Raw genomic sequence first — 24,644 nt, 5'->3', positions numbered from 1 at the left:
CAGGTGAGGTTGATGTTTTCGGTCTTGACCTGTTTTTTCAAGGGGTGGGACGAGACAGGGGAATACATGAAGAGGGGTTCTGTCGGCCTGCGCGCGATCGGCGCGGCCGCACTGCTCGTGGGGGGTCTGGGACTGGGGGGTTCCTTCCCGGCCGCGGCTGCCGCCAAGGCGCCGTGCCAGCCCACGGAAGGCTTCACGCACTGCAAGATCTTCGATCACTCCGGCGCCGCCGTGGACTTCCAAGTCCCCGCGGGCATCGCGGAGTTGGACTTCCGCGCCTGGGGCATGGGCGGCGACGGCAACGGCTTCGCCACCGGTGGGAACGGCGCGTACGTGGGGGGCTCACTGGAGGTCACCCCCGGTGAGCATCTGACGGTGAACGTCGGCGGCTGGCGCGCCGGGCGAGGCAAGCTCTTCGGTGACGCGCTGGGCGGCAAGGCCGGTCAGGGCAACCACAGTGGGAGCGGCGGCGCGAGCACCGCGGTCCGCGCGGCCGACGGCTCGCCGCTGTTCATCGCCGCCGGCGGCGGGGGCGGCGGATACGGCAACAGCGGCCTGGGCCCCGCGGGCAGCGGCGGTGCTCCCGAGGGCTTCGACGCGGCCGAGGACTTCGGTGGCAAGGGCGCCAAGGGCGGCCAGGGCGGCGGGGCCGGTGGCGAGGGCGGCAAGCCCGGCGCCGACCAGGCCCAGGGCGGCGCGGGCGGAGACGGCGGCGCCCGGGCCGGCGGTGGCGGCGCGGGCTACGCGGGAGGCGGTGGCGGCGGCGGCCGGGCGGTGGAGACCGACGGTGGCAGCGGCGGCGGCGGTTCCAGCTACGTCGACCCCGAGCGCACCTCGGACGTACGCCTGGTGAGCAGCACCACGCCGTACCCGGCGGCGAAGGACGACCCGTTCTGGGTGCACGATCCGCTCGACGAGCTCCAGCCGGACATCGCCGGCGTCGGCCAGGGCGGCTGGAACGAGCGCGGCGGCGACGGCCGCGTCGTCTTCCAGTGGAAGGACCCCAAGGGCGCCCCCGTGGTGACCGAGCTGTCCCGGGAGTCCGGCGACGACCAGACGATCCCGCCGAACTTCCACGCCGACCCCATGGTCGTCGTGGCTCGGAACAAGGACGGCGAACCGCTCCCCGACCAGAAGGTGACCTTCACCCTGGAGGACCCGAACGACCTCGGGGTGGAGTGGCAGGACGAGGAGAAGCCCACCGTCGAGGTGTGGACGGACGCCCAGGGCCGCGCCCGGACCCCCGACCTCGTCACCCACACCAAGGAGGGCGGTTTCACGGTCCTGGCCACGTCCGGTACGGCCACGACCAGGTTCACCGCCCGTGTCGGCCAGACGTCCCACGTTCTGGAGATCACCGGCGGCGACGAGCAGCAGGCCAAGACCGGCGAGGCCTTCGCCGAGCCGCTCACCGTCAAGGTGACCAAGGGCGGTGACCCGGCCGCGGACACCCGGGTGGAGTTCGCCGTGGAGGGCGAGGCCGAGGGCGCCCCGGCCTTCGACGGCGACGAGGACAGCGTCAGCGTGTCCACCGACGCCTACGGAGAGGCCTCGGCCCCGGAGCTGATCGCGGGTCAGGAGCCGGGCACGTACAGCGTCGTGGCGACGGTCGGCGAGGCCACGACCCGCTTCAGTCTCGAGGTGGTCGAGGAGGACGCGACCCTGTCCCCGTCGCCGAGTCCGTCCGGCGGTTCGGACACCACGACCGGCGGTTCGAACGGCACGGACGGCACCGACACCCAGGGCGACTCGGGCAGCCTGGCCCTGACCGGCGCCGCGGGCATCGGCACGCTGGCCGGTGCGGCCGCGGCCCTGGTCGGCCTCGGCTGGGCCGCGACCCGTCTGCGCAAGCGCACCCGCACGCAGGACTGACGCGGACCGGAGGGGGGCCCTGAGACTCAGGGCCCCCCTTCAGTGCACCTGCCCCCGCACCCGCCGGGCCTGCCGCTGGCGCTCGGCCAACTGGTCCGGCGCCGGGTAGGCGACCTCTTCCAGGGTCAGCCCGTGCGGCCGTACGACATGCACGGCACTGTCCCGCACCCGGGCGTCGAGGACCTTCCGCGGCCACTCCACGCCCCGGTGGCCGTCGCCGACGAAGAGCAACGCGCCCACCATGGACCGCACTTGGTTGTGGCAGAAGGCGTCGGCCCGGACCTCGATCTCGACGACACCGTCGGCGGTCCGGCGCACATCGAAGTCGAAGATCTCCCGGACGGTGGACGCGCCCTCACGCTTCTTGGCGTAGGCGGCGAAGTCATGCTCTCCGACAAGGGACTTGGCGGCGGCGTCCATGACGTCCACGTCCAACTCCCAGTCGTGCCAGAGCACATGACTGCGCAGCAGCGGATCCACACCCCCGGGCCGATCGCCGACGCGGTAGATGTAACGCCGCCACAGCGCGGCGAACCGCGCGTTGAACCCCTCCGGCGCCTCGCTGAGCGCCCACACCCGCACGTCCTTGGGCAGCCGCCCGGCAAGCCGCTTCAGCAGCTTCTCCCGGTGCTCCTCCCACAGTTCGACCGGCAGATCGACATGCGCGACCTGCCCCCGGGCATGCACACCGGCGTCGGTCCGACCGGCCACGGTCAGGTCGTACGACTCCTTGGACCGCGTCACGGTCCGCAGCGCGTCCTCGACCTCGGCCTGCACGGTCCGCTGCCCCCCGGCCTGCTTGGCCCATCCGGAGAACAGGGTGCCGTCGTACGACAGATCAAGACGAACCCGCACAAACCCGTTCTGTACGTCGTCGTTCACACAGAGATCCTCTCGGCAATGCGGAACGGGCCCACCCCGAAGGGTGGACCCGTTCTCAGCAAGGCTCAGCCTCAGGCGTCCTTGGACTCCTCGGCGGGGGCCTCGACGGCCTCGTCGGACTTGGCCTCGACGGCCTCGTCCTTCTTGAGAGCGTCTTCCTTGACCGCGCGCTTCGTCGCGGCCTCGGCCTCGCCGGTCGCCTCCTGAGCCACCGTCAGCGCCTCGACCAGCTCGATGACAGCCATGGGCGCGTTGTCGCCACGGCGGTTACCGATCTTGGTGATGCGGGTGTAGCCACCCGGACGGTTCTCGTAGCGCGGGCCGATCTCGGTGAAGAGCGTGTGGACGATGCCCTTGTCCGTGATGACCTGCAGCACCTGACGGCGGTTGTGAAGGTCACCCTTCTTCGCCTTGGTGATCAGACGCTCGGCGTACGGCCGCAGGCGGCGGGCCTTCGCCTCGGTGGTGGTGATACGGCCGTGCTCGAACAGCGACTTCGCGAGGTTCGCGAGGAGCAGCTTCTCGTGCGCGGCGCTGCCGCCCAGACGGGCACCCTTGGTGGGCTTCGGCATGTTCTTTCTCCTGTGTGTCTGCCCCGGCCGTGTCAGGTACCGGGGTCAGGAACCCGATGAGCGGATGCTCACCGGCAACGACCGATCAGTACTGCTCGGTCTCCACGAAACCCGCGTCCGCGTCGTCGTCGGCGCCAAAGGCATCCGCGGCGGCCGTGGGGTCGAATCCGGGCGGGCTGTCCTTCAGGGCCAGGCCCATGCCGGCCAGCTTCGCCTTGACCTCGTCGATGGACTTCGCACCGAAGTTGCGGATGTCCAGGAGGTCGGCCTCGGAGCGCGCGACGAGCTCACCCACGGAGTGGATGCCCTCACGCTTGAGGCAGTTGTAGGAGCGGACGGTCAGCTCGAGCTCCTCGATCGGGAGCGCGAGGTCGGCCGCCAGCGCGGCGTCCGTCGGCGACGGACCCATGTCGATGCCCTCGGCGTCGATGTTCAGCTCCCGCGCGAGACCGAACAGCTCGACCAGGGTCTTACCGGCGGAGGCCATGGCGTCACGCGGACGCATCGCCTGCTTGGTCTCGACGTCGACGATCAGCTTGTCGAAGTCGGTGCGCTGCTCGACACGCGTGGCCTCGACCTTGTACGTGACCTTGAGAACCGGCGAGTAGATCGAGTCGACCGGGATACGGCCGATCTCCTGGCCCACCTGCTTGTTCTGCACGGCGGAGACGTAACCACGGCCACGCTCGACCGTGAGCTCCATCTCCAGCTTGCCCTTGCCGTTGAGCGTGGCGAGGACGAGGTCGGGGTTGTGCACCTCGACACCGGCCGGGGGCGCGATGTCGGCGGCGGTGACCAGACCCGGGCCCTGCTTGCGCAGGTACATCACGACCGGCTCGTCGTGCTCCGAGGAGACGACCAGCTGCTTGATGTTGAGGATCAGGTCGGTGACGTCCTCCTTGACGCCCGGCACGGTGGTGAACTCGTGCAGCACGCCGTCGATCCGGATGCTGGTGACAGCAGCGCCGGGGATCGAGGAGAGGAGGGTACGGCGGAGGGAGTTGCCGAGGGTGTAACCGAAGCCCGGCTCCAGCGGCTCGATCACGAACCGGGAGCGGAACTCGTCGACGACCTCTTCGGTCAACGAGGGACGCTGAGCGATCAGCATGTGTGGATCAGATCCTTCTTTCGTGGACGCCCGCTATTTGACGCCCGACGGAGACCGCGCCCATGAGAGGCACGGGTACTACAAGGGTACGGGCGATACGGCCCAACAGAGCCGTACCGCCCGAACCCGAAGCCTGCTCGAAGCAGCGTGCGTCAGACGCGACGACGCTTCGGCGGACGGCAGCCGTTGTGGGGGGTCGGGGTGACGTCCTGGATGGAGCCCACCTCGAGACCCGTCGCCTGGAGCGAACGGATGGCGGTCTCACGACCGGAACCCGGGCCCTTGACGAACACGTCGACCTTGCGCATGCCGTGCTCCTGGGCGCGGCGGGCAGCCGACTCGGCGGCCATCTGCGCGGCGAACGGCGTGGACTTCCGGGAGCCCTTGAAGCCGACGTGGCCGGCGGAGGCCCAGGAGATCACGTTGCCGGACGGGTCCGTGATGGAGACGATCGTGTTGTTGAACGTGCTCTTGATGTGCGCGTGGCCGTGAGCGACGTTCTTCTTTTCCTTGCGGCGCACCTTCTTGGCAGCGCCCTGACGACCCTTGGGGGGCATCTGTACTCCTACGGGAGGTGGTCGGTCCTACAGCGAAGACCGCTGGACGGCGAAGTCCGCTGTGGACTACTTCTTGCCCGGCTTCTTCTTGCCGGCGATGGCGCGACGCGGGCCCTTGCGGGTGCGGGCGTTCGTGCTGGTGCGCTGACCGCGAACGGGCAGACCGCGACGGTGACGGAGACCCTGGTAACAGCCGATCTCGACCTTGCGGCGGATGTCGGCCTGGATCTCGCGACGGAGGTCACCCTCGGTCTTGATGTTGTTGTCGACGTACTCACGAATCGCGACGAGCTGCTCCTCGGAGAGGTCGCGAACGCGGGTGTTGGGGTCGATGCCGGTCGCGGCCAGCGTGGCCTGCGACAGGGTCCGGCCGATGCCGAACACGTAGGTGAGGGCGACCTCCACGCGCTTGTCGCGCGGGATGTCAACACCGGAAACGCGTGCCATTCAATGGCTCCTGGTGATCTTCGGAGGTCTTCCGCAGAACCGGTTCCCGACCGCCGTACCAGGTACGAACCGGGTCCCCGGCCTCCGAGCCGGGGGTATCAGACACACGGTCTGGGTCCTGCGTATGAACATATTCAGCTCGCGTCGCGCGAAGTCTCTGCGATAGCGGTGCAGAGGGATTGGCCTGCGATCAGCCCTGGCGCTGCTTGTGGCGCGGGTTCTCGCAGATGACCATGACCCGGCCGTGACGGCGGATCACCCTGCACTTGTCGCAGATCTTCTTGACGCTCGGCTTGACCTTCATTGGGTGAGGTTCTCCGGGTCAGTGCCATCGCCACGGGAGTCCCGGGGCGCGGGCAAGATCTACTTGTACCGGTAGACGATCCGGCCACGCGTCAGGTCGTACGGAGACAGCTCCACCACGACCCGGTCGTCAGGGAGGATGCGGATGTAGTGCATACGCATCTTGCCGCTGATGTGTGCCAGGACCTGGTGGCCGTTCTGGAGCTCGACCTTGAACATGGCGTTCGGCAGAGACTCGACGACAGTGCCCTCGATCTCGATGGCACCTTGCTTCTTGGCCACGCTTCGCCCTTCGAATCGACTACCTTGATCGACTCAGTGTGAGCGCATGCAGACATGCGGGTACACAAGAGCCGACGAGTCAGTCTACGTCAGCGCACCCGGAAAGACGAATCGAGGAAGTCTGCCCCACAAGGGAGATCCTTACGCAAGCGGGTCCGGGGCCGCGGTGACCCCGTACTCGGCGAGCTTGGCCCTGCCGCAGTCCGGGGCGGTCAGGACCAGCGGGCCCTGTTCGGTGAGCGCGACGGAGTGCTCCCAGTGCGAGGACCAGGTGCCGTCGGTGGTGATGACCGTCCAGTCGTCGGAGAGGACCTCGGTCTTGGGGGTGCCCAGCGAGACCATCGGCTCGATGGCCAGGCAGAACCCGGGCACCAGCTTCGGGCCCTTGCCGCGTCGGCGCTCGACGTAGTTCAGCAGGTGCGGGTCCATGTGCATCTCGGTGCCGATGCCGTGGCCGCCGTAGTCCTCGATGATCCCGTAGCGACCGCCGCCGACCTTGGGCTGGCGGCGGATGTAGGTCTCGATGGCCTTGGAGACGTCCACGAGCCGGTTGCCCTGCTTCATCGCCGCGATGCCGGCCCACATCGACTCCTCGGTCACCCGGGAGAGCTCGATCAGCTCCGGAGCGTGACCCGACCCCACGAACGCGGTGAAGGCGGCGTCTCCGTGCCAGCCGTCCACGATGGCACCGGCGTCGATGGAGATGATGTCCCCGTCCTTGAGGACGACCTCGTCGGAGGGGATGCCGTGGACGACGACCTCGTTCACGGACGTGCAGATGGTGGCCGGGAAGCCGCCGTAGCCGAGAAAGTTCGACTTGGCCCCGTGCTCGGCGATGACCTTCCGCGCGACCTCGTCCAGATCCTTGGTGCTGGCCCCCGGGACCGCCGCCTCGCGCGTGGCCGCGTGAATGGCGGCGACGACCAGCCCCGCCTCACGCATCTTGGCGATCTGCTCGGGGCTCTTGATCTGCACCATGGGGACGAGGGCCTTTCTCGGACCGGTAAGAGGGACTACGTCAACCATACGGCGCGGCCGCGGCCCCCATAAAAGGGACCGCGGCCGCGGCGACGTACCAGGACCTACTTCTCGGCGCCCTCACGCTTCAGGGCGGCCAGCGCACGGCCGGTGACCTCGTCCACCGGGCCCATGGCCTCGATCGTCACGACCAGGCCCTGCGTCTTGTAGTAGTCGATGATCGGCTCGGTCTGCGTGTGGTAGACCTCCAGCCGGGTGCGGACCGTCTCCTCGGAGTCGTCGCCCCGCAGGTACAGCTCGCCGCCGCAGACGTCGCAGACGCCTTCCTTCTTCGGCGGGCTGTAGGTGACGTGGAAGACGTGCGCGGAGTCGTTGCGGCAGGTGCGCCGACCGGCGATCCGCTTGACGACCTCCTCCTCGGGGGCCTCGAGGTCCAGCACCGCGTCGAGGTGCATGCCCTCGGTCGACAGCAGCTCGTCGAGCGCCTCGGCCTGCGACACGTTGCGCGGGAAGCCGTCGAGCAGGAAGCCGCCCTCGGCGTCCGGCTGCTCCATGCGGTCCTTGGCCATCGCGATGGTGACCTCGTCCGGAACCAGGTTGCCCGCGTCCATGTAGGACTTCGCGAGCTTCCCGAGCTCCGTCTGCTGGCTGATGTTGGCGCGGAACAGGTCGCCCGTGGAGATGTGCGGGATGTTCAGCTTCTCGGCAAGGCGCGTGGCTTGCGTTCCCTTACCGGCGCCCGGCGGCCCGACGAGGACGATTCGCATCAGCGGAGGAACCCTTCGTAATTGCGCTGCTGGAGCTGGCTCTCGATCTGCTTCACGGTCTCGAGTCCGACACCCACGATGATCAGGATGCTGGTACCACCGAACGGGAAGTTCTGGTTGGCGCCGAAACCGGCCAACGCAATCGTCGGGACGAGAGCGATCAGACCCAGATACAGCGAACCCGGCCAGGTGATCCGGTTGAGTACGTACGACAGGTACTCAGCGGTCGGTCGGCCAGCCCGGATGCCCGGGATGAAGCCACCATACTTCTTCATGTTGTCGGCGACTTCCTCGGGGTTGAAGGAGATCGCCACGTAGAAGAACGCGAAGAAAACAATGAGCAAGAAGTACAGAGTGATGTAAATCGGGTGGTCGCCTGTGACGAGATTCGCTTCGATCCAGGATTTCCAGCCCGAGGTGCTGTTCGAGAACTGCGCGATCAGGGCCGGAATGTAGAGCAGCGACGAGGCGAAGATGACGGGAATCACACCCGCCTGGTTCACCTTGAGCGGGATGTACGTGGACGTTCCACCGTAGGAACGGCGGCCGATCATGCGCTTCGCGTACTGCACCGGGACCCGTCGCTGGGCCTGCTCGACGAAGACCACCAGGCCGACCATGACCAGGCCGACAAGCATGACGGTGCCGAACTCGATCCAGCCGTCGGCGAGGGTGCCCTGCGTCTTGATGGCCCACAGAGCGGACGGGAACGTCGCGGCGATCGAGATGAACATCAGGATCGACATGCCGTTGCCGACACCGCGGTCGGTGATCAGCTCGCCGAGCCACATGACCGTGGCCGTACCGGCGGTCATGGTGATGACCATGGTGACGGTCACGAAGATCGAGCGGTCCGGGACGATCTGGCCGGCGACCGTGCAGCCGGAGAAGAGGGCGCCGCTGCGGGCGGTGGCGACGAGGCCGGTGCCCTGCAGGATGGCGAGCGCCACTGTCAGATAACGCGTGTACTGCGTGATCTTCGCCGTACCGGCCTGGCCCTCCTTCTTGAGGGCTTCCAGACGCGGGATCACCACGGTCAGCAACTGGAGGATGATGCTCGCCGTGATGTACGGCATGATGCCCAGCGCGAAGACCGTGATCTGGAGCAGCGCGCCGCCGCTGAACATGTTGACCAGACCGAAGAGGCCCTGGTTGCCGGACGCCTCGTCCACGCACTGCTGGACGGACGTGTAATCGACGCCAGGGATCGGGACGTGCGTACCGACGCGGTACACCACGATGATCCCGAGCGTGAAGAGCAGCTTCTTGCGCAGGTCGGGCGTCTTGAACGCCCGGGCGAACGCGGTGAGCACGGTGCCTCCTGCGACCCCCGCGCTACTGCGTCAAGGGTGACGGTCTTGAGGTTCGACGATTAGGTAACGGTCAACTGCCGCTTCGAGTGCCGCTTGTGAGGCACTCGTTAAAAGTTGGCAGTGCAGGCCACCTTACCCGCGAGACTGCCACCCTAGGAACGACCAACCGGGGATACCCCATTTGTGGGGTATCCCCGGTCGGGATCGCTCAAGTCATCGAGACGCCTGATGTGTTCAGACGAGCTCGGTGACGGTACCGCCGGCGGCGGTGATCTTCTCCTTGGCGGAGCCGGAGACGGCGTCGACCGTCACCTGCAGCGCCACGGAGATCTCGCCCTGGCCCAGGACCTTGACGAGGCTGTTCTTGCGAACGGCACCCTTGGCCACGAGGCCCTCGACGGTGACCTCGCCACCCTCGGGGTACAGCGCGGCCAGCTTGTCGAGGTTCACGACCTGGTACTCGGTCTTGAACGGGTTCTTGAAGCCCTTCAGCTTCGGGAGACGCATGTGGAGGGGCATCTGGCCACCCTCGAAGCGCTCCGGAACCTGGTAACGGGCCTTCGTGCCCTTGGTACCACGACCGGCCGTCTTACCCTTCGACGCCTCACCACGACCGACACGGGTCTTGGCGGTCTTGGCGCCGGGGGCGGGACGGAGGTTGTGGATCTTGAGCGGGTTCTGCTCCGCCATGATCAGTCGACCTCCTCGACCGTCACGAGGTGGCGGACGGTGTGCACCATGCCGCGGAACTCGGGGCGGTCCTCCTTGACGACCTGCGTGTTGATGCCCTTGAGACCAAGGGAGCGCAGGGTGTCACGGTGGTTCTGCTTGCTGCCGATGTAGGACTTGACCTGCGTAATCTTGAGCTGCGCCATGATTACGCACCCGCCCCGGCACGCGCACGGAGAAGAGCCGCGGGAGCGACGTCCTCGAGCGGCAGACCACGGCGGGCCGCGATCTCCTCGGGACGCTGCAGACCCTTCAGGGCCTCCACGGTCGCGTGCACGATGTTGATCGCGTTGTCGGAGCCGAGCGACTTCGACAGCACGTCGTGGATACCGGCGCACTCGAGCACGGCACGCACCGGGCCACCGGCGATAACACCGGTACCGGGCGACGCGGGCTTCAGGAGCACGACGCCGGCAGCCTTCTCACCCTGGATGGGGTGCGGGATGGTGCCCTGGATACGGGGGACCTTGAAGAAGTGCTTCTTGGCCTCCTCAACGCCCTTGGCGATGGCGGCCGGCACCTCCTTGGCCTTGCCGTAACCGACACCCACGGTGCCGTCACCGTCGCCCACCACGACCAGCGCGGTGAAGCTGAAGCGACGACCACCCTTCACAACCTTGGCGACGCGGTTGATCGCGACAACGCGCTCAACGTACGCGGTCTTCTCGGCGGCAGCTGCGCCGCCGTCACGGCCCTTCCGGTCCCGCCGCTCGCCGCCACCGGCACCGCCACCGCGGCGCTGGGGTCCAGCCATTGGATTTACCTCTCTCTTTTCCGCTAGCTACGAACGGCTCAGAACTTCAAGCCGGCTTCGCGGGCGGCGTCCGCCAGGGCGGCGATGCGCCCGGCGTACTGGTTGCCACCACGGTCGAATACGACGGCCTCGACACCGGCGGCCTTGGCGCGCTCGGCGACCAGGGCGCCGACCTGCTTGGCCTGCGCGGACTTGTCGCCCTCGCCACCGCGGACCGAGGTGTCCAGGGTGGACGCCGACGCCAGGGTGTGACCCTTGATGTCGTCGATCACCTGGGCCACGATGTGGCGGTTCGAGCGGGTAACGACCAGACGGGGACGCTCCGCCGTACCGGAGATCCGCTTGCGGATCCGGATGTGACGGCGCTTGATCGCGGCGCGCTTGTAGGCGTCGCCCTTCAGGATCTTCTGTCCGTATGCCATGGCTTACTTACCCGCCTTTCCGACCTTGCGGCGGATGACTTCGCCCTCGTACTTGACGCCCTTGGCCTTGTACGGGTCGGGCTTGCGCAGCTTGCGGATGTTGGCCGCAACCTCGCCGACCTTCTGCTTGTCGATGCCCTCGACCTGGAAGCGGGTCGGGGTCTCCACCTTGAAGGTGATGCCCTCGGGCGCCTCGACGGTGATCGGGTGGCTGTAGCCGAGCGCGAACTCGAGGTTCGAGCCCTTGGCCGTCACGCGGTAACCGACACCGCTGATCTCGAGCTTCTTCACGTAACCCTGGGTCACGCCGGTGATCATGTTCGCCACCAGCGTGCGGGACAGGCCGTGCAGGGCCTTGTTCTGACGCTCGTCGTTGGGGCGGGTGACGTTGAGAACGCCGTCCTCACCCTTGGCGATGTCGATCGGCGCAGCGACGGTGTGGGTCAGCGTGCCCTTGGGGCCCTTGACCGAGACCGTACGGCCGTCGATGGTGACGTCCACGCCGGCGGGAACCGTGATGGGGAGCTTGCCAATACGCGACATAGCTGTTTCCTCCGTTCCCTTCCGCTACCAGACGTAGGCGAGGACTTCCCCACCCACGCCCTTCTTGCTGGCCTGCTTGTCGGTCAGAAGACCGTGCGACGTGGAGATGATCGCCACGCCGAGGCCACCGAGGACCTTGGGCAGGTTGGTGGACTTCGCGTAAACCCGGAGACCGGGCTTGGAGATCCGCTTGATGCCCGCGATGGAGCGCTCACGGTTGGGGCCGAACTTCAGCTCCAGGACGAGGTTCTTGCCGACCTCGGCGTCCTCGACCTTCCAGCCCGTGATGAAGCCCTCCTGCTGGAGGATCTCCGCGATGTGCGACTTGATCTTCGAGTGCGGCATCGCCACGGTGTCGTGGTACGCCGAGTTCGCGTTCCGCAGACGCGTAAGCATGTCTGCGATCGGATCAGTCATGGTCATGAATTGGCCTTCGGCCTCTCTCGCCGGGGTTTCCTGGTGCGCCATCCCTCTCCCCGATCCGAGACGGGACGGGTGCGGCGCGGTGGACCTACGGCGTAGTAAGTCGTACGGGCGTGACAGGCGCCCAACCCCACAAGCCTAAGCCATGCGGGGGTGGGCCCCTGTCCACCCAGATGCTTACCGAGAGCTTCAGGAATCCCTAAAAAGCGGGGATTACCAGGAGCTCTTGGTCACGCCCGGCAGCTCGCCACGGTGAGCCATCTCACGAAGGCACACGCGGCACAGGCCGAACTTGCGGTACACGGAGTGCGGACGGCCGCAGCGCTGGCAGCGGGTGTAGCCACGCACACCGAACTTGGGCTTGCGAGCAGCCTTGGCAATCAGAGCCTTCTTCGCCATCTCGCTCACGCCTCCTTGAACGGGAAGCCGAGGTGACGAAGGAGCGCGCGGCCCTCAGCGTCGTTGGTCGCCGTGGTCACCACGGTGATGTCCATACCCCGGGTACGGTCGATCTTGTCCTGGTCGATCTCGTGGAACATGACCTGCTCCGTGAGACCGAAGGTGTAGTTGCCACGGCCGTCGAACTGCTTGGGGGACAGACCACGGAAGTCGCGGATGCGCGGGAGCGCGAGCGACAGGGTGCGGTCCAGGAACTCCCACATGCGGTCGCCACGGAGCGTGACGTGGGCACCGATCGGCTGACCCTCACGCAGCTTGAACTGCGCGATGGACTTGCGGGCCTTGGTGACCTGCGGCTTCTGGCCGGTGATCGTGGTGAGGTCGCGGATGGCGCCCTCGATCAGCTTGGAGTCGCGGGCGGCGTCGCCCACACCCATGTTGACCACGATCTTGACGAGGCCGGGGATCTGCATGACGTTCTCGTACTTGAACTCGTCACGCAGCTTGCCCGCGATCTCCTCGCGGTACTTCGTCTTCAGACGCGGAGTGGTGGTGGTAGCCATCAGATGTCCTCACCCGTCCGCTTGGCAACGCGGATCTTGTTGCCCTCTTCGTCGAAGCGGTAACCGACACGCGTGACGACCTTGTTGCCGTCCTTCTCCACGACCAGCTGAACGTTGGACACGTGGATCGGGGCCTCGGTGGTCACGATGCCGCCGGCCTGGGAACCGCGAGCGGTCGGACCGGCCTTGGTGTGCTTCTTGACCCGGTTGACACCCTCGACCAGGACACGCTCGTCGCGCGGGTAAGCGGCAATGACCTTGCCCTGCTTGCCCTTGTCCTTACCGGTGATGACCTGGACCAGGTCGCCCTTCTTGATCTTCATGCTTACAGCACCTCCGGCGCGAGCGAGATGATCTTCATGAACTTCTTCTCGCGCAGCTCACGGCCGACCGGGCCGAAGATGCGGGTGCCGCGAGGGTCGCCGTCGTTCTTCAGAATGACGGCGGCGTTCTCGTCGAAGCGGATGTACGAGCCGTCCGGACGGCGGCGCTCCTTGACGGTGCGAACGATGACCGCCTTGACGACGTCACCCTTCTTCACGTTGCCACCGGGGATCGCGTCCTTGACGGTGGCGACGATGACGTCACCGATGCCCGCGTAGCGGCGACCGGAGCCACCGAGCACACGGATGCAAAGGATTTCCTTCGCACCAGTGTTGTCGGCGACGCGCAGTCGCGACTCCTGCTGGATCACGTCTATCTCCTGTTTGTCTGCCGGTTCCCGGCAGGGGCCGCCTCGTTACGAGGAGAGCCCCTGCCGAGCCTGGCGGAACTGACCTGCGGGATGACCCCCGCAGGAAATTACTTGGCCTTCTCGAGGATCTCGACGACGCGCCAGCGCTTCGTCGCGGACAGCGGCCGGGTCTCCATGAGGAGGACACGGTCGCCGACACCCGCGGCGTTCTGCTCGTCGTGCGCCTTGAGCTTGTTCGTACGGCGGATGACCTTGCCGTACAGCGCGTGCTTCACGCGGTCCTCGACGGCGACGACGACGGTCTTGTCCATCTTGTCGCTGACGACGAGACCCTCACGGGTCTTGCGGAAGCCGCGGGCCTCTGCGTTCTCAGTCACGTTGCTCTCGCTCATGCGTTCTCCACCGTTTCGATGCCCAGCTCACGCTCGCGCATCAGGGTGTAGATCCGCGCGATGTCCTTACGGACGGCCTTCAGCCGACCGTGGTTTTCGAGCTGACCCGTGGCCGCCTGGAAGCGGAGGTTGAACAGCTCTTCCTTGGCCTCGCGGAGCTTGTTCAGCAGCTCCTCGTTGCCCAGCTCGCGCAGCTCGGACGCCTTGGTACCGGCCGACATCACGCTTCACCTGCCTCGCGCTTGACGATCCGGCACTTCATCGGCAGCTTGTGGGCCGCACGAGTCAGCGCCTCACGGGCGATCTTCTCGTTGGGGTACGACAGCTCGAACATCACGCGTCCGGGCTTGACGTTGGCGATCCACCACTCCGGAGAACCCTTACCGGAACCCATGCGGGTCTCGGCAGGCTTCTTGGTGAGGGGACGGTCCGGGTAGATGTTGATCCAGACCTTGCCACCACGCTTGATGTGACGCGTCATGGCGATACGAGCGGCCTCGATCTGGCGGTTCGTCACATACGCCGGGGTGAGCGCCTGGATGCCGTACTCGCCGAACGCAACCTGCGTGCCGCCCTTGGCAGCGCCGGAGCGCTTCGGGTGGTGCTGCTTGCGGTGCTTGACCCTACGGGGGATCAGCATGTCGGTCAGGCCTCCGTTCCGGTGCTCTCAGCCGGAGCGGCGGCGGGAGCCTCGGCCTTGGGGGCCTCGGAACCGGCAGCCTGCTGCGGCTTGCGACCGCGCCGCTCGCCACCACGGCCACCACGGGCCGGGCGGTCGGAGCCGCCACCGCGCGCCGGGCGGTTACCCGCACGGGCCGCAGCGTTCTCGGCGCGGACCTCGGCGATGTTCTTGACATCGCCCTTGTAGATCCAGACCTTCACACCGATGCGGCCGAAGGTCGTCTTGGCCTCGAAGAAGCCGTAGTCCACGTTCGCGCGGAGCGTGTGCAGGGGCACGCGGCCCTCGCGGTAGAACTCCGAGCGGGACATCTCGGCGCCACCGAGGCGGCCACCGCACTGGATCTTGATGCCCTTGGCGCCGGCCTTCATGGCGGACTGCATGCTCTTGCGCATGGCCCGACGGAAGGAGACGCGGGAGGAGAGCTGCTCGGCGACGGCCTGGGCCACCAGCTGAGCGTCGGTCTCCGGGTTCTTGACCTCGAGGATGTTCAGCTGGACCTGCTTGCCGGTCAGCTTCTCCAGGTCACCGCGGATGCGGTCGGCCTCGGCGCCGCGGCGGCCGATGACGATGCCCGGGCGAGCGGTGTGGATGTCCACCCGCACGCGGTCACGGGTGCGCTCGATCTCAACCTTCGAGATGCCGGCGCGCTCCATGCCGGACGTCATCATCCGACGGATGGCGACGTCTTCCTTGACGTAGTCCTTGTACAGCTTGTCGGCGTACCAACGCGACTTGAAGTCGGTCGTGACGCCGAGCCGGAACCCGTGCGGGTTTACCTTCTGGCCCATTACCGGGTTCCTTCCTTGCTGCTGACGACCACGGTGATGTGGCTGGTCCGCTTGCGGATCCGGTAGGCACGGCCCTGGGCGCGCGGCCGGAACCGCTTCAGGGTCGGGCCCTCGTCGACGTACGCCTCGGAGATGTAGAGGCTGTCGGCGTCGGTGTGGTCGTAGTTGTGCGCGGCGTTGGCAATGGCGCTGTCGAGCACCTTGCCGACCGGCACGGAGGCTGCCTGCGGAGCGAATCGCAGAACAGCCTGAGCCTCCGTGGCGTCCATGCCACGGATCAGGTCCACCACGCGGCGGGCCTTCATGGGCGTGACGCGGATGTACCGCGCCTGGGCCCTGGCTTCCATGGTTGTCCCTCTCAGTTACTTACGTGTCTGAATGCGATCCGCTACTAGCGGCGCTTCGACTTCCGGTCGTCCTTGACGTGACCCCGGAAGGTGCGCGTCGGCGAGAACTCGCCGAGCTTGTGGCCGACCATCGACTCGGTGACGAACACCGGGATGTGGGTCTTGCCGTTGTGCACCGCGATCGTGTGGCCGAGCATGGCCGGGACGATCATCGAGCGACGGGACCAGGTCTTGATGACGTTCTTGGTGCCGGCTTCGTTCTGGGCGTCCACCTTCTTGATCAGGTGGTCGTCGACGAAGGGCCCCTTCTTGAGACTGCGCGGCATCTAAACCCGCTCCTAGCGCTTCTTGTTCGTCTTGCGGCGGCGGACGATGTACTTGTTCGACGCCTTCTTGGGCGAACGAGTACGACCCTCCTTCTGACCCCACGGGGAGACCGGGTGGCGACCACCGGAGGTCTTGCCCTCACCACCACCGTGCGGGTGGTCAACCGGGTTCATCGCCACACCGCGGACGGTCGGGCGGACGCCCAGCCAGCGCTTGCGGCCGGCCTTGCCCCAGTTGATGTTGCTCTGCTCGGCGTTGCCGACCTCGCCGACCGTGGCGCGGCAGCGCACGTCGACCAGGCGGATCTCACCGGAGGGCATGCGGAGGTGAGCCATCTGGCCCTCCTTCGCGAGCAGCTGCACGGAGGCACCGGCGGAGCGGGCGAACTTGGCACCGCCACCGGGACGGAGCTCGATCGCGTGGATCGTGGTACCGACCGGGATGTTGCGGAGGGCCAGGTTGTTGCCCGGCTTGATGTCGGCCCCGGGACCGTTCTCGACGCGGTCACCCTGCTGCAGGTTGCGCGGGGCGAGGATGTAGCGCTTCTCGCCGTCGGCGTAGTGCAGCAGCGCGATGCGCGCGGTGCGGTTGGGGTCGTACTCGATGTGCGCGACCTTCGCCGGCACGCCGTCCTTGTCGTGACGACGGAAGTCGATCACGCGGTAGGCGCGCTTGTGTCCGCCACCCTGGTGGCGAACGGTCACACGACCGGCGTTGTTACGGCCGCCCTTGCTGTGCAGGGGGCGGACCAGCGACTTCTCCGGCGTGGACCGCGTGACCTCGACGAAGTCGGCGACGCTGGAGCCACGACGGCCCGGCGTAGTCGGCTTGTACTTGCGGATTCCCATTTCTCAGTCCTCGTCCGATATCGGACGATCCGACCCGCTTACGCGGTCGGACCGCCGAAGATGTCGATACGGTCGCCCTCGGCAAGGGTCACGATCGCGCGCTTGCTGTCGGCACGCTTGCCGAAGCCGGTGCGGGTCCGCTTGCGCTTGCCCTGGCGGTTGATCGTGTTGACCCCGGTGACCTTGACCTGGAAGACCGCCTGGACGGCCTGCTTGATCTGGGTCTTGTTGGCGCTCGGGTCCACGATGAACGTGTACTTGCCCTCGTCGAGAAGCGCGTAGCTCTTCTCGGAGACGACCGGCTTGAGCAGGATGTCACGGGGGTCCGTGAACGACTTGCTCAGCGGGGTCTCGACGGTGTTCTTGCCCTCCGCGGCGTGGCGACGCGCCTTGGCGACGCGCGCGGCCTTGGCGGCCTTGGCGGCCTTGGAGGCAATAGCGGGGTGACGGATAGCCATCAGGCCTCGCTCCCTTCGGTGTCATTGGCCTTCGGGCCCGACACGAAGGACTCGAACGCGGCCTGGGTGAAGACCACGTCGTCCGAGACGAGAACGTCGTACGTGTTCAGCTGGCCCGGCTCCAGGATGTGGACCTGGGGCAGGTTGCGGGCGGACAGCCACGCGGCCTCGTCGGCGCGCTCGACGATCAGGAGCAGGTTCTTGCGCTCCGAGATCTTGCCGAACAGGCTCTTGGCGGCCTTGGTGCTGGGGGTCTCGCCCTCGATCACGCCGGAGACGACGTGGATGCGGTTGTTGCGGGCCCGGTCGGTGAGGGCGTGGCGCAGGGCCGCGGCCTTCATCTTCTTCGGGGTCCGCTGCGAGTAGTCACGCGGCACGGGACCGTGCACGACGCCACCACCGGCGAACTGCGGCGCGCGGGTCGAACCCTGACGGGCGCGGCCGGTGCCCTTCTGGCGGTAAGGCTTCTTGCCACCACCACGGACTTCGCCACGGGTCTTGGTCTTGTGCGTGCCCTGACGGGCAGCGGCCAGCTGCGCGACGACGACCTGGTGAAGCAGCGGAACGCTGATCTTCTCTACGCCGAAGATCTCCGCGGGGAGCTCGACGGTACCGGCCTTGTCGCCCGCCGGCGAAAGGATGTCAACAGTGCTCATCGGTTACCTCAGGCCCCCTTGGCCGCGGTGCGGACCAGGACGAGGCCGCCGTTCGGACCGGGAACCGCGCCCTTGATGAGCAGCAGACCCTTCTCCGCGTCAACGGCGTGGACGGTCAGGTTCTGGGTGGTGACCCGCTCGTTGCCCATACGACCCGCCATGCGGAGGCCCTTGAACACACGGCCCGGGGTGGCGCAGCCACCGATGGAACCGGGAGAGCGGTGCTTGCGCTGGGTGCCGTGACCGGCGCCGAGGCCACCGAAGTTGTGGCGCTTCATGACACCGGCGAAGCCCTTGCCCTTGCTCTTGCCGGTGACGTCGACCTTGACGCCCGCCTCGAACACCTCGGCGGTGATCTCCTGGCCGAGGGTGTACTCGCTGGCGTCAGCGGTACGGATCTCGACGAGGTGGCGGCGGGGGGTGACGTCGGCCTTGGCGAAGTGGCCCTTGAGGGGCTTGTTCACCTTGCGCGGGTCGATCTCGCCGAAGGCGATCTGGACCGACTCGTAGCCGTCGATGTCGTTCGTACGGACCTGGGTGACGACGTTGGGGCCGGCCTTGACGACGGTGACCGGAACAACACGGTTGTTCTCGTCCCACACCTGCGTCATGCCGAGCTTCTCGCCCAGGATGCCCTTGATCTGCTTAGCCATTCTCAGATCACCGACCCTCAGAGCTTGATCTCGATGTCGACACCGGCCGGGAGGTCGAGTCGCATCAGAGAGTCAACGGTCTTGGGGGTGGGGTCGAGGATGTCGATCAGGCGCTTGTGCGTGCGCATCTCGAAGTGCTCGCGCGAGTCCTTGTACTTGTGCGGCGACTTGATGACGCAGTACACGTTCTTCTCAGTGGGCAGCGGCACCGGGCCCGCGACCGACGCACCAGTGCGGGTCACCGTCTCGACGATCTTCTTCGCCGAGGAGTCGATGACCTCGTGGTCGTAGGCCTTGAGCCGGATGCGGATCTTCTGTCCCGCCATGGCTACTCAGTAGTCCTTTGTCTCGTAACGCTCCGGTACCCGGTGTTCCTGACTCCCGCCCCTCCGACCCACGCGGTCGGGCGTGTCGCACTCCCGCTGACACAGATGCCCCTTGTTCGAACATCCCCTGCTTGGGAGCACGGCCCTTCCGGAACCGCGAGCCGGGGGCTAGGAGGCCCACCGGGTGCCTGGCCGGTGCCGCACTGACACTTCCCGAAAGATTCCCGTACGTCCGCCCCAGCGCTGCCGTGTGGCAGTTAGGGCGACGAGTACTGTGGGACTCGCTTTCGGTCCTCCCGGCGGGAGGCGCGCAGCATCAACACTCGACCGAGCAACTCCGACAGTCTGCCATATGGGGCAGGGGCCTGGCCAATCGAGCCGGAGAGAATACCCCGGGAGTGACGCAGGTCAAACAAAGGGCTGCTGATCCCCGTCGCACGATGGGCCTGGGTCCGCGGTCCTGCACATCCCGGCGCGAGCACTGCCGAGGATCATGGCGGCTGCCACGCCCAGTCCCTGCCTCGCGGGACTCCTCGACTCCTCAGAATCCCCAGGGCGCCGGATGAGGCGTCCGTGCCCTGTCCTCCGACCAGATCAGGCGGGCCTCCAGGTCGTCGCCGAGGATGGCGGTCAGGCGTCCCACCGCCCAGCCGTTCCAGTGGACGCCGCCCGGGAACTCCGGCACGCGGAAGGCGGGAAGGTGTGCCGGGAGGGCGTCGGGGCGGAAGACGGTGATCTTCATTTGGCCCGTGCCCTTCTTGGGCTTCGAGGACCTGCGTGGATCGACGCAGTCGACGATCCGCTCGGCGAGCTGGAGCAGATAGGGCGGTTCCGCGTCGGGGTCCGCGTCTTCGGGGTACACCGGGAGCTGACGACCCGCCGCCCTGATGTCGTCGCCCAGCAGACCGGCGACCCGGCGGCTGAACACCGGTGCGCCGGGATATCCGCAGGGGAACTCGGTCCGGCGCAGCCGAGGATTGCCGACCCATTCGGCGCGCAGCGACTCCGGCAGATCCTCGGTGGCCCCGGTGCGCAGCCAGCGGATCAGCCTGCGGTGAGCGAACTCCTCCAGGGAAAGGGTCCGGAACTCCTTCATGCTCGGCATCAGCCGGTACACGGCGAGGGGCTCGTGGGAGGGCTCAGACATCATGGCGCCGTCCAGTACGCACCGGGCCCCGGCTGGCCGCCGGCGAGCTCCCCTTCGACCTGTCGACCGATGTTGCGGAGTTCCTGACGGATCTGGGACCGCAGGGCGCGAGCACCCATGCCCTGGTCGACGCCGTCGCGCACGACCTGCTCGAGGTGTTCGTTGACGCGGCGCAGGAAGGGCTCGCGGTGGGTGAAGTTGTGCGGGCTCGGATGACCCAGCGGGATTCCGTTGGCTGCGTCGTTGACATCGACTCCATACCTTTCCAGCAGAGCACGGCTGCGGGCTCCCGGGGCCCAGTGACCCATGGTCCCGCCCGACGGAACGAGATGAGCGGCGGCATGGCCGCGTGGCACCCTTCGCCCCTCACGCTTCATATTCCTCTTCAGCCGCCTGGCGTTCTGGCGACAGGTGAGGAGGCCCAGGTAGTCGATCCACAGGAGCGGGTTGAGACTGTAGCGCCGAGGGTTGGGACCCGCGTCCATACCCAGCGGGTCGGGGCTGACGTAGGCCGCCGTGACCGGGTCGTAGTGGCGGAAGTAGTTGTAGTGGAGCCCTGTCTCCTCGTCGTAGTACTGGCCGGGGAAGCGGAGCGGGGTGTGCGCGGTCGCGTCCGGCGCGGGTCCTGGCAGGCCCCAGAGAGTGGCGTCCGCGCGCCAGGCGAAGGAGCCGTCCTCGGCGACGAGTTCGGTGGGGGTGCCGACGGAGTCGGTGACGATGGCGTAGAAGCGTTCGTCGATCACGTCCTGGGGGGCGTCGGCCAGAACGGTGCGCTCTGTCTGGGTGACCGGGGTCGTTCCCTCGCGGTCCCAGGTGAGGGTGTGCTCCTGCGGGCCGTCAGCGGTGCGTGTGGTCTGTTCGACCAGGTGCGGCCCGTCCCAGCTGAACCGGGTCTCCTCGACCACCGTCGTGCTGTCCGCTCCCAGCCGCTGCTTGGCCACCCGGCGGCCGAGGGGATCGTAGCGGTAGTGCCAGGCCGTCCCGTCGGGCGTGGTCACCGCGGTGAGGCGGTCCTCGCCGTCCCAGGTGTACCGCCAGACCTCCGCCTTGCGGGAGAGCCGGGTCCTGCGACGCACGATCACACGGCCCGCGGCGTCGTACTCGTAGTGCACGGAACCGGCGCGTGAGACCCGGTTGCCTTCGTACGTCCGCGCGCCGCGCCCCTCCGGAACGGCGTGCCGTTCCGGCCAGGAGGCCCAGGTCTGGTTTCCGGTCGCGTCGTACGCGTAGGACTCGCTCCAGTCCGCCGCCCGGACCGCGGTGATCCGTCCCGCCGGGTCGACGTCGTAGGTGCGGCGCCCCGTGCGCCGGTCGTCCAGTGCCGTCACGCAGCCGTCGGCCCGGTAGGTGTACGTCTGCTGCTTCAGCGGGCTTGCGGAGTGCGGTGCCAGGAGGGCCTGGGCGGCGAGTCGGTCCTCGCTGTCCCAGCTCTGGGTGAGGACAAGCCCGGTGGCGCCCAGCCGGCGGGTGGTCTCCCGGCCCACCGCGTCGTGGGTGGAGGCGAGGGCCCGTCCGGCCGCGGTGAGTACAGCGCGGTTGCCCGCCACGTCGTAGGCGTAGTCGGTGGTGATACCGCTCGGTGTCGTACGGCGGGTGGGGCGGTTCAGCGCGTCGTACGTCGTCGTCACCGTACGCCCGTCGATCGTCTCGCCCGTGATGCGGCCCGCGGCGTCATAGGTGTAGGTGAGGGTGGCGTCGTGGCCCGTGGCGCTCAGCAGACGGCCCACCGCGTCATGGGCGAAGACCGTGGTGGCGTGGCCGTCGACGGTCTTCTCCACCTGGTTGCCGACACTGTCGTACCGGAAGGCCGTGGACTGTCCCAGGGGATTGGTACGGCCCGTGAGCTGTCCGGCGGCATCGTAGCTGTAGGTCACGGTCCGGCCCTCGAAGTCCGTCTCCGCGACCGTACGACCGACCTCGTCATAGGTGTAGTCCCAGGTCAGGCCATGCGGGTTGGTGACCTGGGTGAGGCGCAGCTCGGTGTCGTGCGAGAAGGCGTACCGGACTCCGTCGGCTGTCGTCCGTGAGGTGAGCAGATCGAAACCGCCGTAGGTGAACCGGGTGACCTGACCGAGCGCGTCCGTGTGGGAGACGCAGTTGCCCTCCGGGTCGTACGTCCAGGCTTCGCCTGTGCCGTCCGGGTCTCGGCGGGTCGCCTGGTGCCCTTCTACGGTCCAGGTCGTCTCCGTCGTCGCGCCGATGGGATCGGTGACCGTGGCGTGCCGCCCGAAGGGGTCGTAGGTGTAGTGCCAGACGGCGCCGAGCGGGTCCGTCTCGGCGAGCGGCTGTCCGGCCGCGTTGTTGGTGAAGAGCTGTACGGAACCCAGCGGGTCGGTGAGGGAGACGAGGGCACCGGTGCCGTCCCGGGTGAACCGCGTGGTGCCGCCGTCGGGGGTCGTGACGGCTGTGCAGTTGCCCCGCTCGTCCCACTCCTGCCGCGTCACCTTCCCGTCGTACCCCGTCAGCTCCACAGGCAGGTTGAGTTCGTTGTAGCGGGCCGACGACGACGAGCCGTCCGGCAGGTGCACAGCGGTGAGGTTGCCGGCCGGGTCCCACTCCAGGCGGCTCGTGCGACCCAAGGGGTCGGTGCGCGCGATGAGTTGGTCCCGCTCGTTCCATTCCTGCCGGACGACATGACCCAGGGGATCGGTCTCGGCGATCAGCTGGAGGGCGTTGTTGAACTGGTAGACCGTGGCGCTGCCGAGCGAGTCCGTGGCGGTGGTCCGCAGCGCTTCGTCGTCGTACTCGAAGGTGTAGTCCAGGAGTCCGTCGCGGCCCCGCCCGGCCGTGCAGCGTCCGGCCTCGTCGTACTCGAAGCGGTACCAGACGCCGTTGCGGTCCTCCCAGCCGGTCATGCGCCGACGCTCGTCGTAGAAGTAGCGGAGTGGCAGACCGGAGGAGTTGATGACCTCGGCGAGTTCACCGTCCGCGCCGTAGCCGTAGCGCATGAGGACGGGGCGTTCCGGAGCACTGTGCAGGGCCAGGGTGCTGATCCTGCCGTTCTCGCAGGTCACACCTATCTCATAGCCACCGTGGTGGAGCATCCCCGTCGGGAAGCCGTCGGCCCCGTAGGCGACCGTGATCTCGTTGCGGTTGCGGTCCCTGACGGCGACCAGGGCGAGCTCGGTGGAACGGCGGCCCGGCACCGGCCGGAAGGCGAGCGTCCGACCGGTTCCGGGCCGGTGCACCGTGACCTCGCCGTCGGGTGTGCCGTCCCAGCTCATGGGCCACTGCGGCCCGTCCACCGGCAGCACGGGTACGTCCCTTTCCGGCACCGGATAGACCAGAATCATGCCGTCGTCGACCATGAACCTCACGCCGGTCGCGTCCAGCACAAGCCGCTGGTCGAGCGTGCACGTCCAGCGATGCCCCAGGAGGCTTCCTCCTTGGGAGCCCGTGCGGTAGTGCCGTTCGAAGAGGAGCGGGAGCATGCCGTCCAATGAGACGTCGGTGGCGGACATGACCATCTCGCCGGTAGCCATGTCGACCGGATCGCCCCGCTTGAACAGCTGTTTCATCTGCCGACCGAACGCGCGGCTGGTCTTGCCGAGGCCCTTCACCCCAAGGGCCATGCCCTTGAGTCCGGTCTTGCCGAAGGCCTTGAGGCCCTTGGCCAGGCCGCCGAGCGTGGTCAGGCCCTTCATGCCGGGTATGCAGTCCAGCGCGGCGAACGCCACGTCCCACAGGGACGCCCGGCCCTGTGAGTACTTGTAGAGCGTGTCCGCGAGGACGACCAGCGCCGCCACCAGCACGATCACACCCAGGATCGGCCCACCGATGATCATCGCGACAATCCCGAGCACCGCCACGACGACCTTGCAGACCGCGACGATGGTGTCCCAGTTGTCGACGAACCAGTCGCCGACGTCCTCCCACCACGACCGGTTCTGGATCCCCGCGTCGGAGGCTTCGTCGATCTTCGACTTCGCTGTCCGGGCGGCCTCCTCGCGCATCTTCCGCGCGTCCTCGGCCATCTTCTTCGCCGCGTCCAGCGCACCTTGCGCGTCCGCGACATCGCCCCGGGCGTTCGACTGCGCGGACTCGGCGTTCTGGACGTCCCGCGTCGCCGCCCGGACCTTCGCCTCATCCGGCTTCTCAGCCGACTTGCTCCCCGTCGGGTCGTCCTTGTACTTGTCGGCTTCCTTGCCGGCCCGCGTCACCCACGAATCGGCTTTGGCCAAGCGGGACTTGGCGGAGGACAGGTCCGACTGCGCCTCACGCCCCTTCGCCAACGCACGGTCGGCGAGAGCCTGCGCACGCTCCAGCTTCGGCCAGTAATCGGCCAGAGCGTCACCGCACAACTCGTACGACTTCTTCAGCTTCCTGAGGTTCTTCGGGACATCGGCGAAGTCCTCCTTGAACACCTCCGCCGACTTGCCCGCCCACTCCGCGAGGGTCGACTCCCCCGCCAT

The 24,644-nt window shown here is 67.5% G+C and carries 34 protein-coding genes; 1 reads left to right on the top strand and 33 read right to left on the bottom strand.

Annotated elements, in window-relative coordinates; translation table 11 throughout:
* Positions 1 to 66 precede the first annotated feature (66 nt).
* Complete coding sequence (locus tag ACWDRW_RS34515; protein ID WP_451730597.1) at positions 67 to 1,872, top strand: glycine-rich protein; 1,806 nt, start codon at positions 67 to 69, stop codon at positions 1,870 to 1,872.
* Between the two features lie 39 nt (positions 1,873 to 1,911).
* Here ACWDRW_RS34515 and truA read toward each other — a convergent pair whose 3' ends face one another.
* The 33 genes from truA to ACWDRW_RS34350 all read right to left on the bottom strand — a co-directional run.
* Positions 1,912 to 2,754, bottom strand: coding sequence for a tRNA pseudouridine(38-40) synthase TruA (truA, locus tag ACWDRW_RS34510; protein ID WP_451730594.1), 843 nt, complete (start codon positions 2,752 to 2,754; stop codon positions 1,912 to 1,914).
* 71 nt (positions 2,755 to 2,825) lie between these two features.
* On the bottom strand, positions 2,826 to 3,326 hold the full coding sequence (rplQ, locus tag ACWDRW_RS34505) for a 50S ribosomal protein L17 (RefSeq protein WP_451730591.1): 501 nt from the start codon (positions 3,324 to 3,326) through the stop codon (positions 2,826 to 2,828).
* Positions 3,327 to 3,411: 85 nt separating this feature from the next.
* A complete protein-coding gene (locus tag ACWDRW_RS34500; RefSeq protein ID WP_003966937.1) occupies positions 3,412 to 4,434 on the bottom strand; it encodes a DNA-directed RNA polymerase subunit alpha in 1,023 nt (340 codons plus the stop codon).
* A 152-nt stretch (positions 4,435 to 4,586) separates the two neighbouring features.
* A complete protein-coding gene (gene rpsK, locus ACWDRW_RS34495) occupies positions 4,587 to 4,991 on the bottom strand; it encodes a 30S ribosomal protein S11 (protein WP_003956432.1) in 405 nt (134 codons plus the stop codon).
* A 66-nt stretch (positions 4,992 to 5,057) separates the two neighbouring features.
* Positions 5,058 to 5,438, bottom strand: a complete 381-nt coding sequence (gene rpsM / locus ACWDRW_RS34490; RefSeq protein WP_451730588.1) for a 30S ribosomal protein S13 — start codon at positions 5,436 to 5,438, stop codon at positions 5,058 to 5,060.
* A gap of 190 nt (positions 5,439 to 5,628) precedes the next feature.
* The gene (gene rpmJ, locus ACWDRW_RS34485) at positions 5,629 to 5,742 is read right to left on the bottom strand and encodes a 50S ribosomal protein L36 (protein ID WP_003998809.1); all 114 of its coding nucleotides are present in this window, start codon (positions 5,740 to 5,742) and stop codon (positions 5,629 to 5,631) included.
* 59 nt (positions 5,743 to 5,801) lie between these two features.
* Positions 5,802 to 6,023, bottom strand: coding sequence for a translation initiation factor IF-1 (infA, locus tag ACWDRW_RS34480; RefSeq protein ID WP_003948620.1), 222 nt, complete (start codon positions 6,021 to 6,023; stop codon positions 5,802 to 5,804).
* 141 nt (positions 6,024 to 6,164) lie between these two features.
* On the bottom strand, positions 6,165 to 7,001 hold the full coding sequence (map, locus tag ACWDRW_RS34475) for a type I methionyl aminopeptidase (protein ID WP_451730586.1): 837 nt from the start codon (positions 6,999 to 7,001) through the stop codon (positions 6,165 to 6,167).
* Positions 7,002 to 7,105: 104 nt separating this feature from the next.
* A complete protein-coding gene (locus ACWDRW_RS34470; protein ID WP_451730583.1) occupies positions 7,106 to 7,768 on the bottom strand; it encodes an adenylate kinase in 663 nt (220 codons plus the stop codon).
* Positions 7,768 to 9,081, bottom strand: a complete 1,314-nt coding sequence (gene secY / locus ACWDRW_RS34465; protein ID WP_451730580.1) for a preprotein translocase subunit SecY — start codon at positions 9,079 to 9,081, stop codon at positions 7,768 to 7,770. The genes ACWDRW_RS34470 and secY overlap by 1 nt, the downstream gene beginning before the upstream one ends.
* Positions 9,082 to 9,315: 234 nt before the next feature.
* The gene (rplO, locus tag ACWDRW_RS34460) at positions 9,316 to 9,771 is read right to left on the bottom strand and encodes a 50S ribosomal protein L15 (protein ID WP_014674382.1); all 456 of its coding nucleotides are present in this window, start codon (positions 9,769 to 9,771) and stop codon (positions 9,316 to 9,318) included.
* Between the two features lie 2 nt (positions 9,772 to 9,773).
* Positions 9,774 to 9,956, bottom strand: a complete 183-nt coding sequence (gene rpmD, locus ACWDRW_RS34455) for a 50S ribosomal protein L30 (protein WP_003974250.1) — start codon at positions 9,954 to 9,956, stop codon at positions 9,774 to 9,776.
* A 2-nt stretch (positions 9,957 to 9,958) separates the two neighbouring features.
* Positions 9,959 to 10,564: a 30S ribosomal protein S5 gene (gene rpsE / locus ACWDRW_RS34450; RefSeq protein WP_009190144.1), complete on the bottom strand. Its 606-nt coding sequence runs from the start codon at positions 10,562 to 10,564 to the stop codon at positions 9,959 to 9,961.
* Positions 10,565 to 10,602: 38 nt separating this feature from the next.
* Positions 10,603 to 10,986, bottom strand: a complete 384-nt coding sequence (gene rplR / locus ACWDRW_RS34445) for a 50S ribosomal protein L18 (RefSeq protein ID WP_055632352.1) — start codon at positions 10,984 to 10,986, stop codon at positions 10,603 to 10,605.
* 3 nt (positions 10,987 to 10,989) lie between these two features.
* A complete protein-coding gene (gene rplF / locus ACWDRW_RS34440) occupies positions 10,990 to 11,529 on the bottom strand; it encodes a 50S ribosomal protein L6 (protein WP_451730576.1) in 540 nt (179 codons plus the stop codon).
* Positions 11,530 to 11,553: 24 nt separating this feature from the next.
* Positions 11,554 to 11,952 carry a 30S ribosomal protein S8 gene (rpsH, locus tag ACWDRW_RS34435; protein WP_451730573.1) on the bottom strand — a complete coding sequence of 133 codons (399 nt, stop codon included), beginning with the start codon at positions 11,950 to 11,952 and terminating at the stop codon, positions 11,554 to 11,556.
* A 213-nt stretch (positions 11,953 to 12,165) separates the two neighbouring features.
* Positions 12,166 to 12,351 carry a type Z 30S ribosomal protein S14 gene (locus ACWDRW_RS34430; RefSeq protein WP_003948630.1) on the bottom strand — a complete coding sequence of 62 codons (186 nt, stop codon included), beginning with the start codon at positions 12,349 to 12,351 and terminating at the stop codon, positions 12,166 to 12,168.
* A gap of 5 nt (positions 12,352 to 12,356) precedes the next feature.
* Positions 12,357 to 12,914 (bottom strand): 50S ribosomal protein L5, encoded by a 558-nt coding sequence (rplE, locus tag ACWDRW_RS34425; RefSeq protein WP_189958138.1) that lies wholly within the window; start codon positions 12,912 to 12,914, stop codon positions 12,357 to 12,359.
* A complete protein-coding gene (gene rplX, locus ACWDRW_RS34420; protein WP_269661072.1) occupies positions 12,914 to 13,237 on the bottom strand; it encodes a 50S ribosomal protein L24 in 324 nt (107 codons plus the stop codon). The genes rplE and rplX overlap by 1 nt, the downstream gene beginning before the upstream one ends.
* A gap of 2 nt (positions 13,238 to 13,239) precedes the next feature.
* Positions 13,240 to 13,608 carry a 50S ribosomal protein L14 gene (gene rplN / locus ACWDRW_RS34415; protein WP_003998823.1) on the bottom strand — a complete coding sequence of 123 codons (369 nt, stop codon included), beginning with the start codon at positions 13,606 to 13,608 and terminating at the stop codon, positions 13,240 to 13,242.
* A gap of 107 nt (positions 13,609 to 13,715) precedes the next feature.
* Positions 13,716 to 14,000 (bottom strand): 30S ribosomal protein S17, encoded by a 285-nt coding sequence (rpsQ, locus tag ACWDRW_RS34410; protein WP_385843353.1) that lies wholly within the window; start codon positions 13,998 to 14,000, stop codon positions 13,716 to 13,718.
* On the bottom strand, positions 13,997 to 14,221 hold the full coding sequence (gene rpmC / locus ACWDRW_RS34405) for a 50S ribosomal protein L29 (protein ID WP_059079052.1): 225 nt from the start codon (positions 14,219 to 14,221) through the stop codon (positions 13,997 to 13,999). The genes rpsQ and rpmC overlap by 4 nt, the downstream gene beginning before the upstream one ends.
* Positions 14,221 to 14,640 (bottom strand): 50S ribosomal protein L16, encoded by a 420-nt coding sequence (gene rplP, locus ACWDRW_RS34400; RefSeq protein WP_009327094.1) that lies wholly within the window; start codon positions 14,638 to 14,640, stop codon positions 14,221 to 14,223. Before rplP ends, rpmC begins: the two co-directional genes overlap by 1 nt.
* 5 nt (positions 14,641 to 14,645) lie before the next feature.
* Entirely contained in the window at positions 14,646 to 15,470 is an 825-nt protein-coding gene (gene rpsC / locus ACWDRW_RS34395) for a 30S ribosomal protein S3 (protein WP_152771823.1), read from the bottom strand.
* Entirely contained in the window at positions 15,470 to 15,817 is a 348-nt protein-coding gene (gene rplV / locus ACWDRW_RS34390; RefSeq protein ID WP_019329637.1) for a 50S ribosomal protein L22, read from the bottom strand. Before rplV ends, rpsC begins: the two co-directional genes overlap by 1 nt.
* 44 nt (positions 15,818 to 15,861) lie before the next feature.
* Positions 15,862 to 16,143 (bottom strand): 30S ribosomal protein S19, encoded by a 282-nt coding sequence (gene rpsS, locus ACWDRW_RS34385; RefSeq protein ID WP_010036728.1) that lies wholly within the window; start codon positions 16,141 to 16,143, stop codon positions 15,862 to 15,864.
* Between the two features lie 12 nt (positions 16,144 to 16,155).
* Positions 16,156 to 16,992, bottom strand: coding sequence for a 50S ribosomal protein L2 (gene rplB, locus ACWDRW_RS34380; protein WP_059192905.1), 837 nt, complete (start codon positions 16,990 to 16,992; stop codon positions 16,156 to 16,158).
* Between the two features lie 38 nt (positions 16,993 to 17,030).
* Entirely contained in the window at positions 17,031 to 17,450 is a 420-nt protein-coding gene (gene rplW / locus ACWDRW_RS34375; RefSeq protein WP_451730568.1) for a 50S ribosomal protein L23, read from the bottom strand.
* The gene (gene rplD, locus ACWDRW_RS34370) at positions 17,450 to 18,106 is read right to left on the bottom strand and encodes a 50S ribosomal protein L4 (protein WP_451730565.1); all 657 of its coding nucleotides are present in this window, start codon (positions 18,104 to 18,106) and stop codon (positions 17,450 to 17,452) included. Before rplD ends, rplW begins: the two co-directional genes overlap by 1 nt.
* A gap of 8 nt (positions 18,107 to 18,114) precedes the next feature.
* Complete coding sequence (gene rplC / locus ACWDRW_RS34365) at positions 18,115 to 18,759, bottom strand: 50S ribosomal protein L3 (protein ID WP_387508150.1); 645 nt, start codon at positions 18,757 to 18,759, stop codon at positions 18,115 to 18,117.
* A gap of 17 nt (positions 18,760 to 18,776) precedes the next feature.
* A complete protein-coding gene (gene rpsJ / locus ACWDRW_RS34360) occupies positions 18,777 to 19,085 on the bottom strand; it encodes a 30S ribosomal protein S10 (RefSeq protein ID WP_003948644.1) in 309 nt (102 codons plus the stop codon).
* Between the two features lie 541 nt (positions 19,086 to 19,626).
* Positions 19,627 to 20,235, bottom strand: coding sequence for a hypothetical protein (locus ACWDRW_RS34355; RefSeq protein WP_451730562.1), 609 nt, complete (start codon positions 20,233 to 20,235; stop codon positions 19,627 to 19,629).
* Positions 20,232 to 24,644: DUF6531 domain-containing protein (locus ACWDRW_RS34350; protein WP_451730559.1), on the bottom strand; the 4,413-nt coding region annotated here is incomplete at its 5' end. The genes ACWDRW_RS34350 and ACWDRW_RS34355, both read right to left, overlap by 4 nt.

The sequence above is a fragment of the Streptomyces sp. NPDC003635 genome, from assembly GCF_053587635.1.
This window is presented reverse-complemented; position numbering and strand designations above follow the sequence as displayed.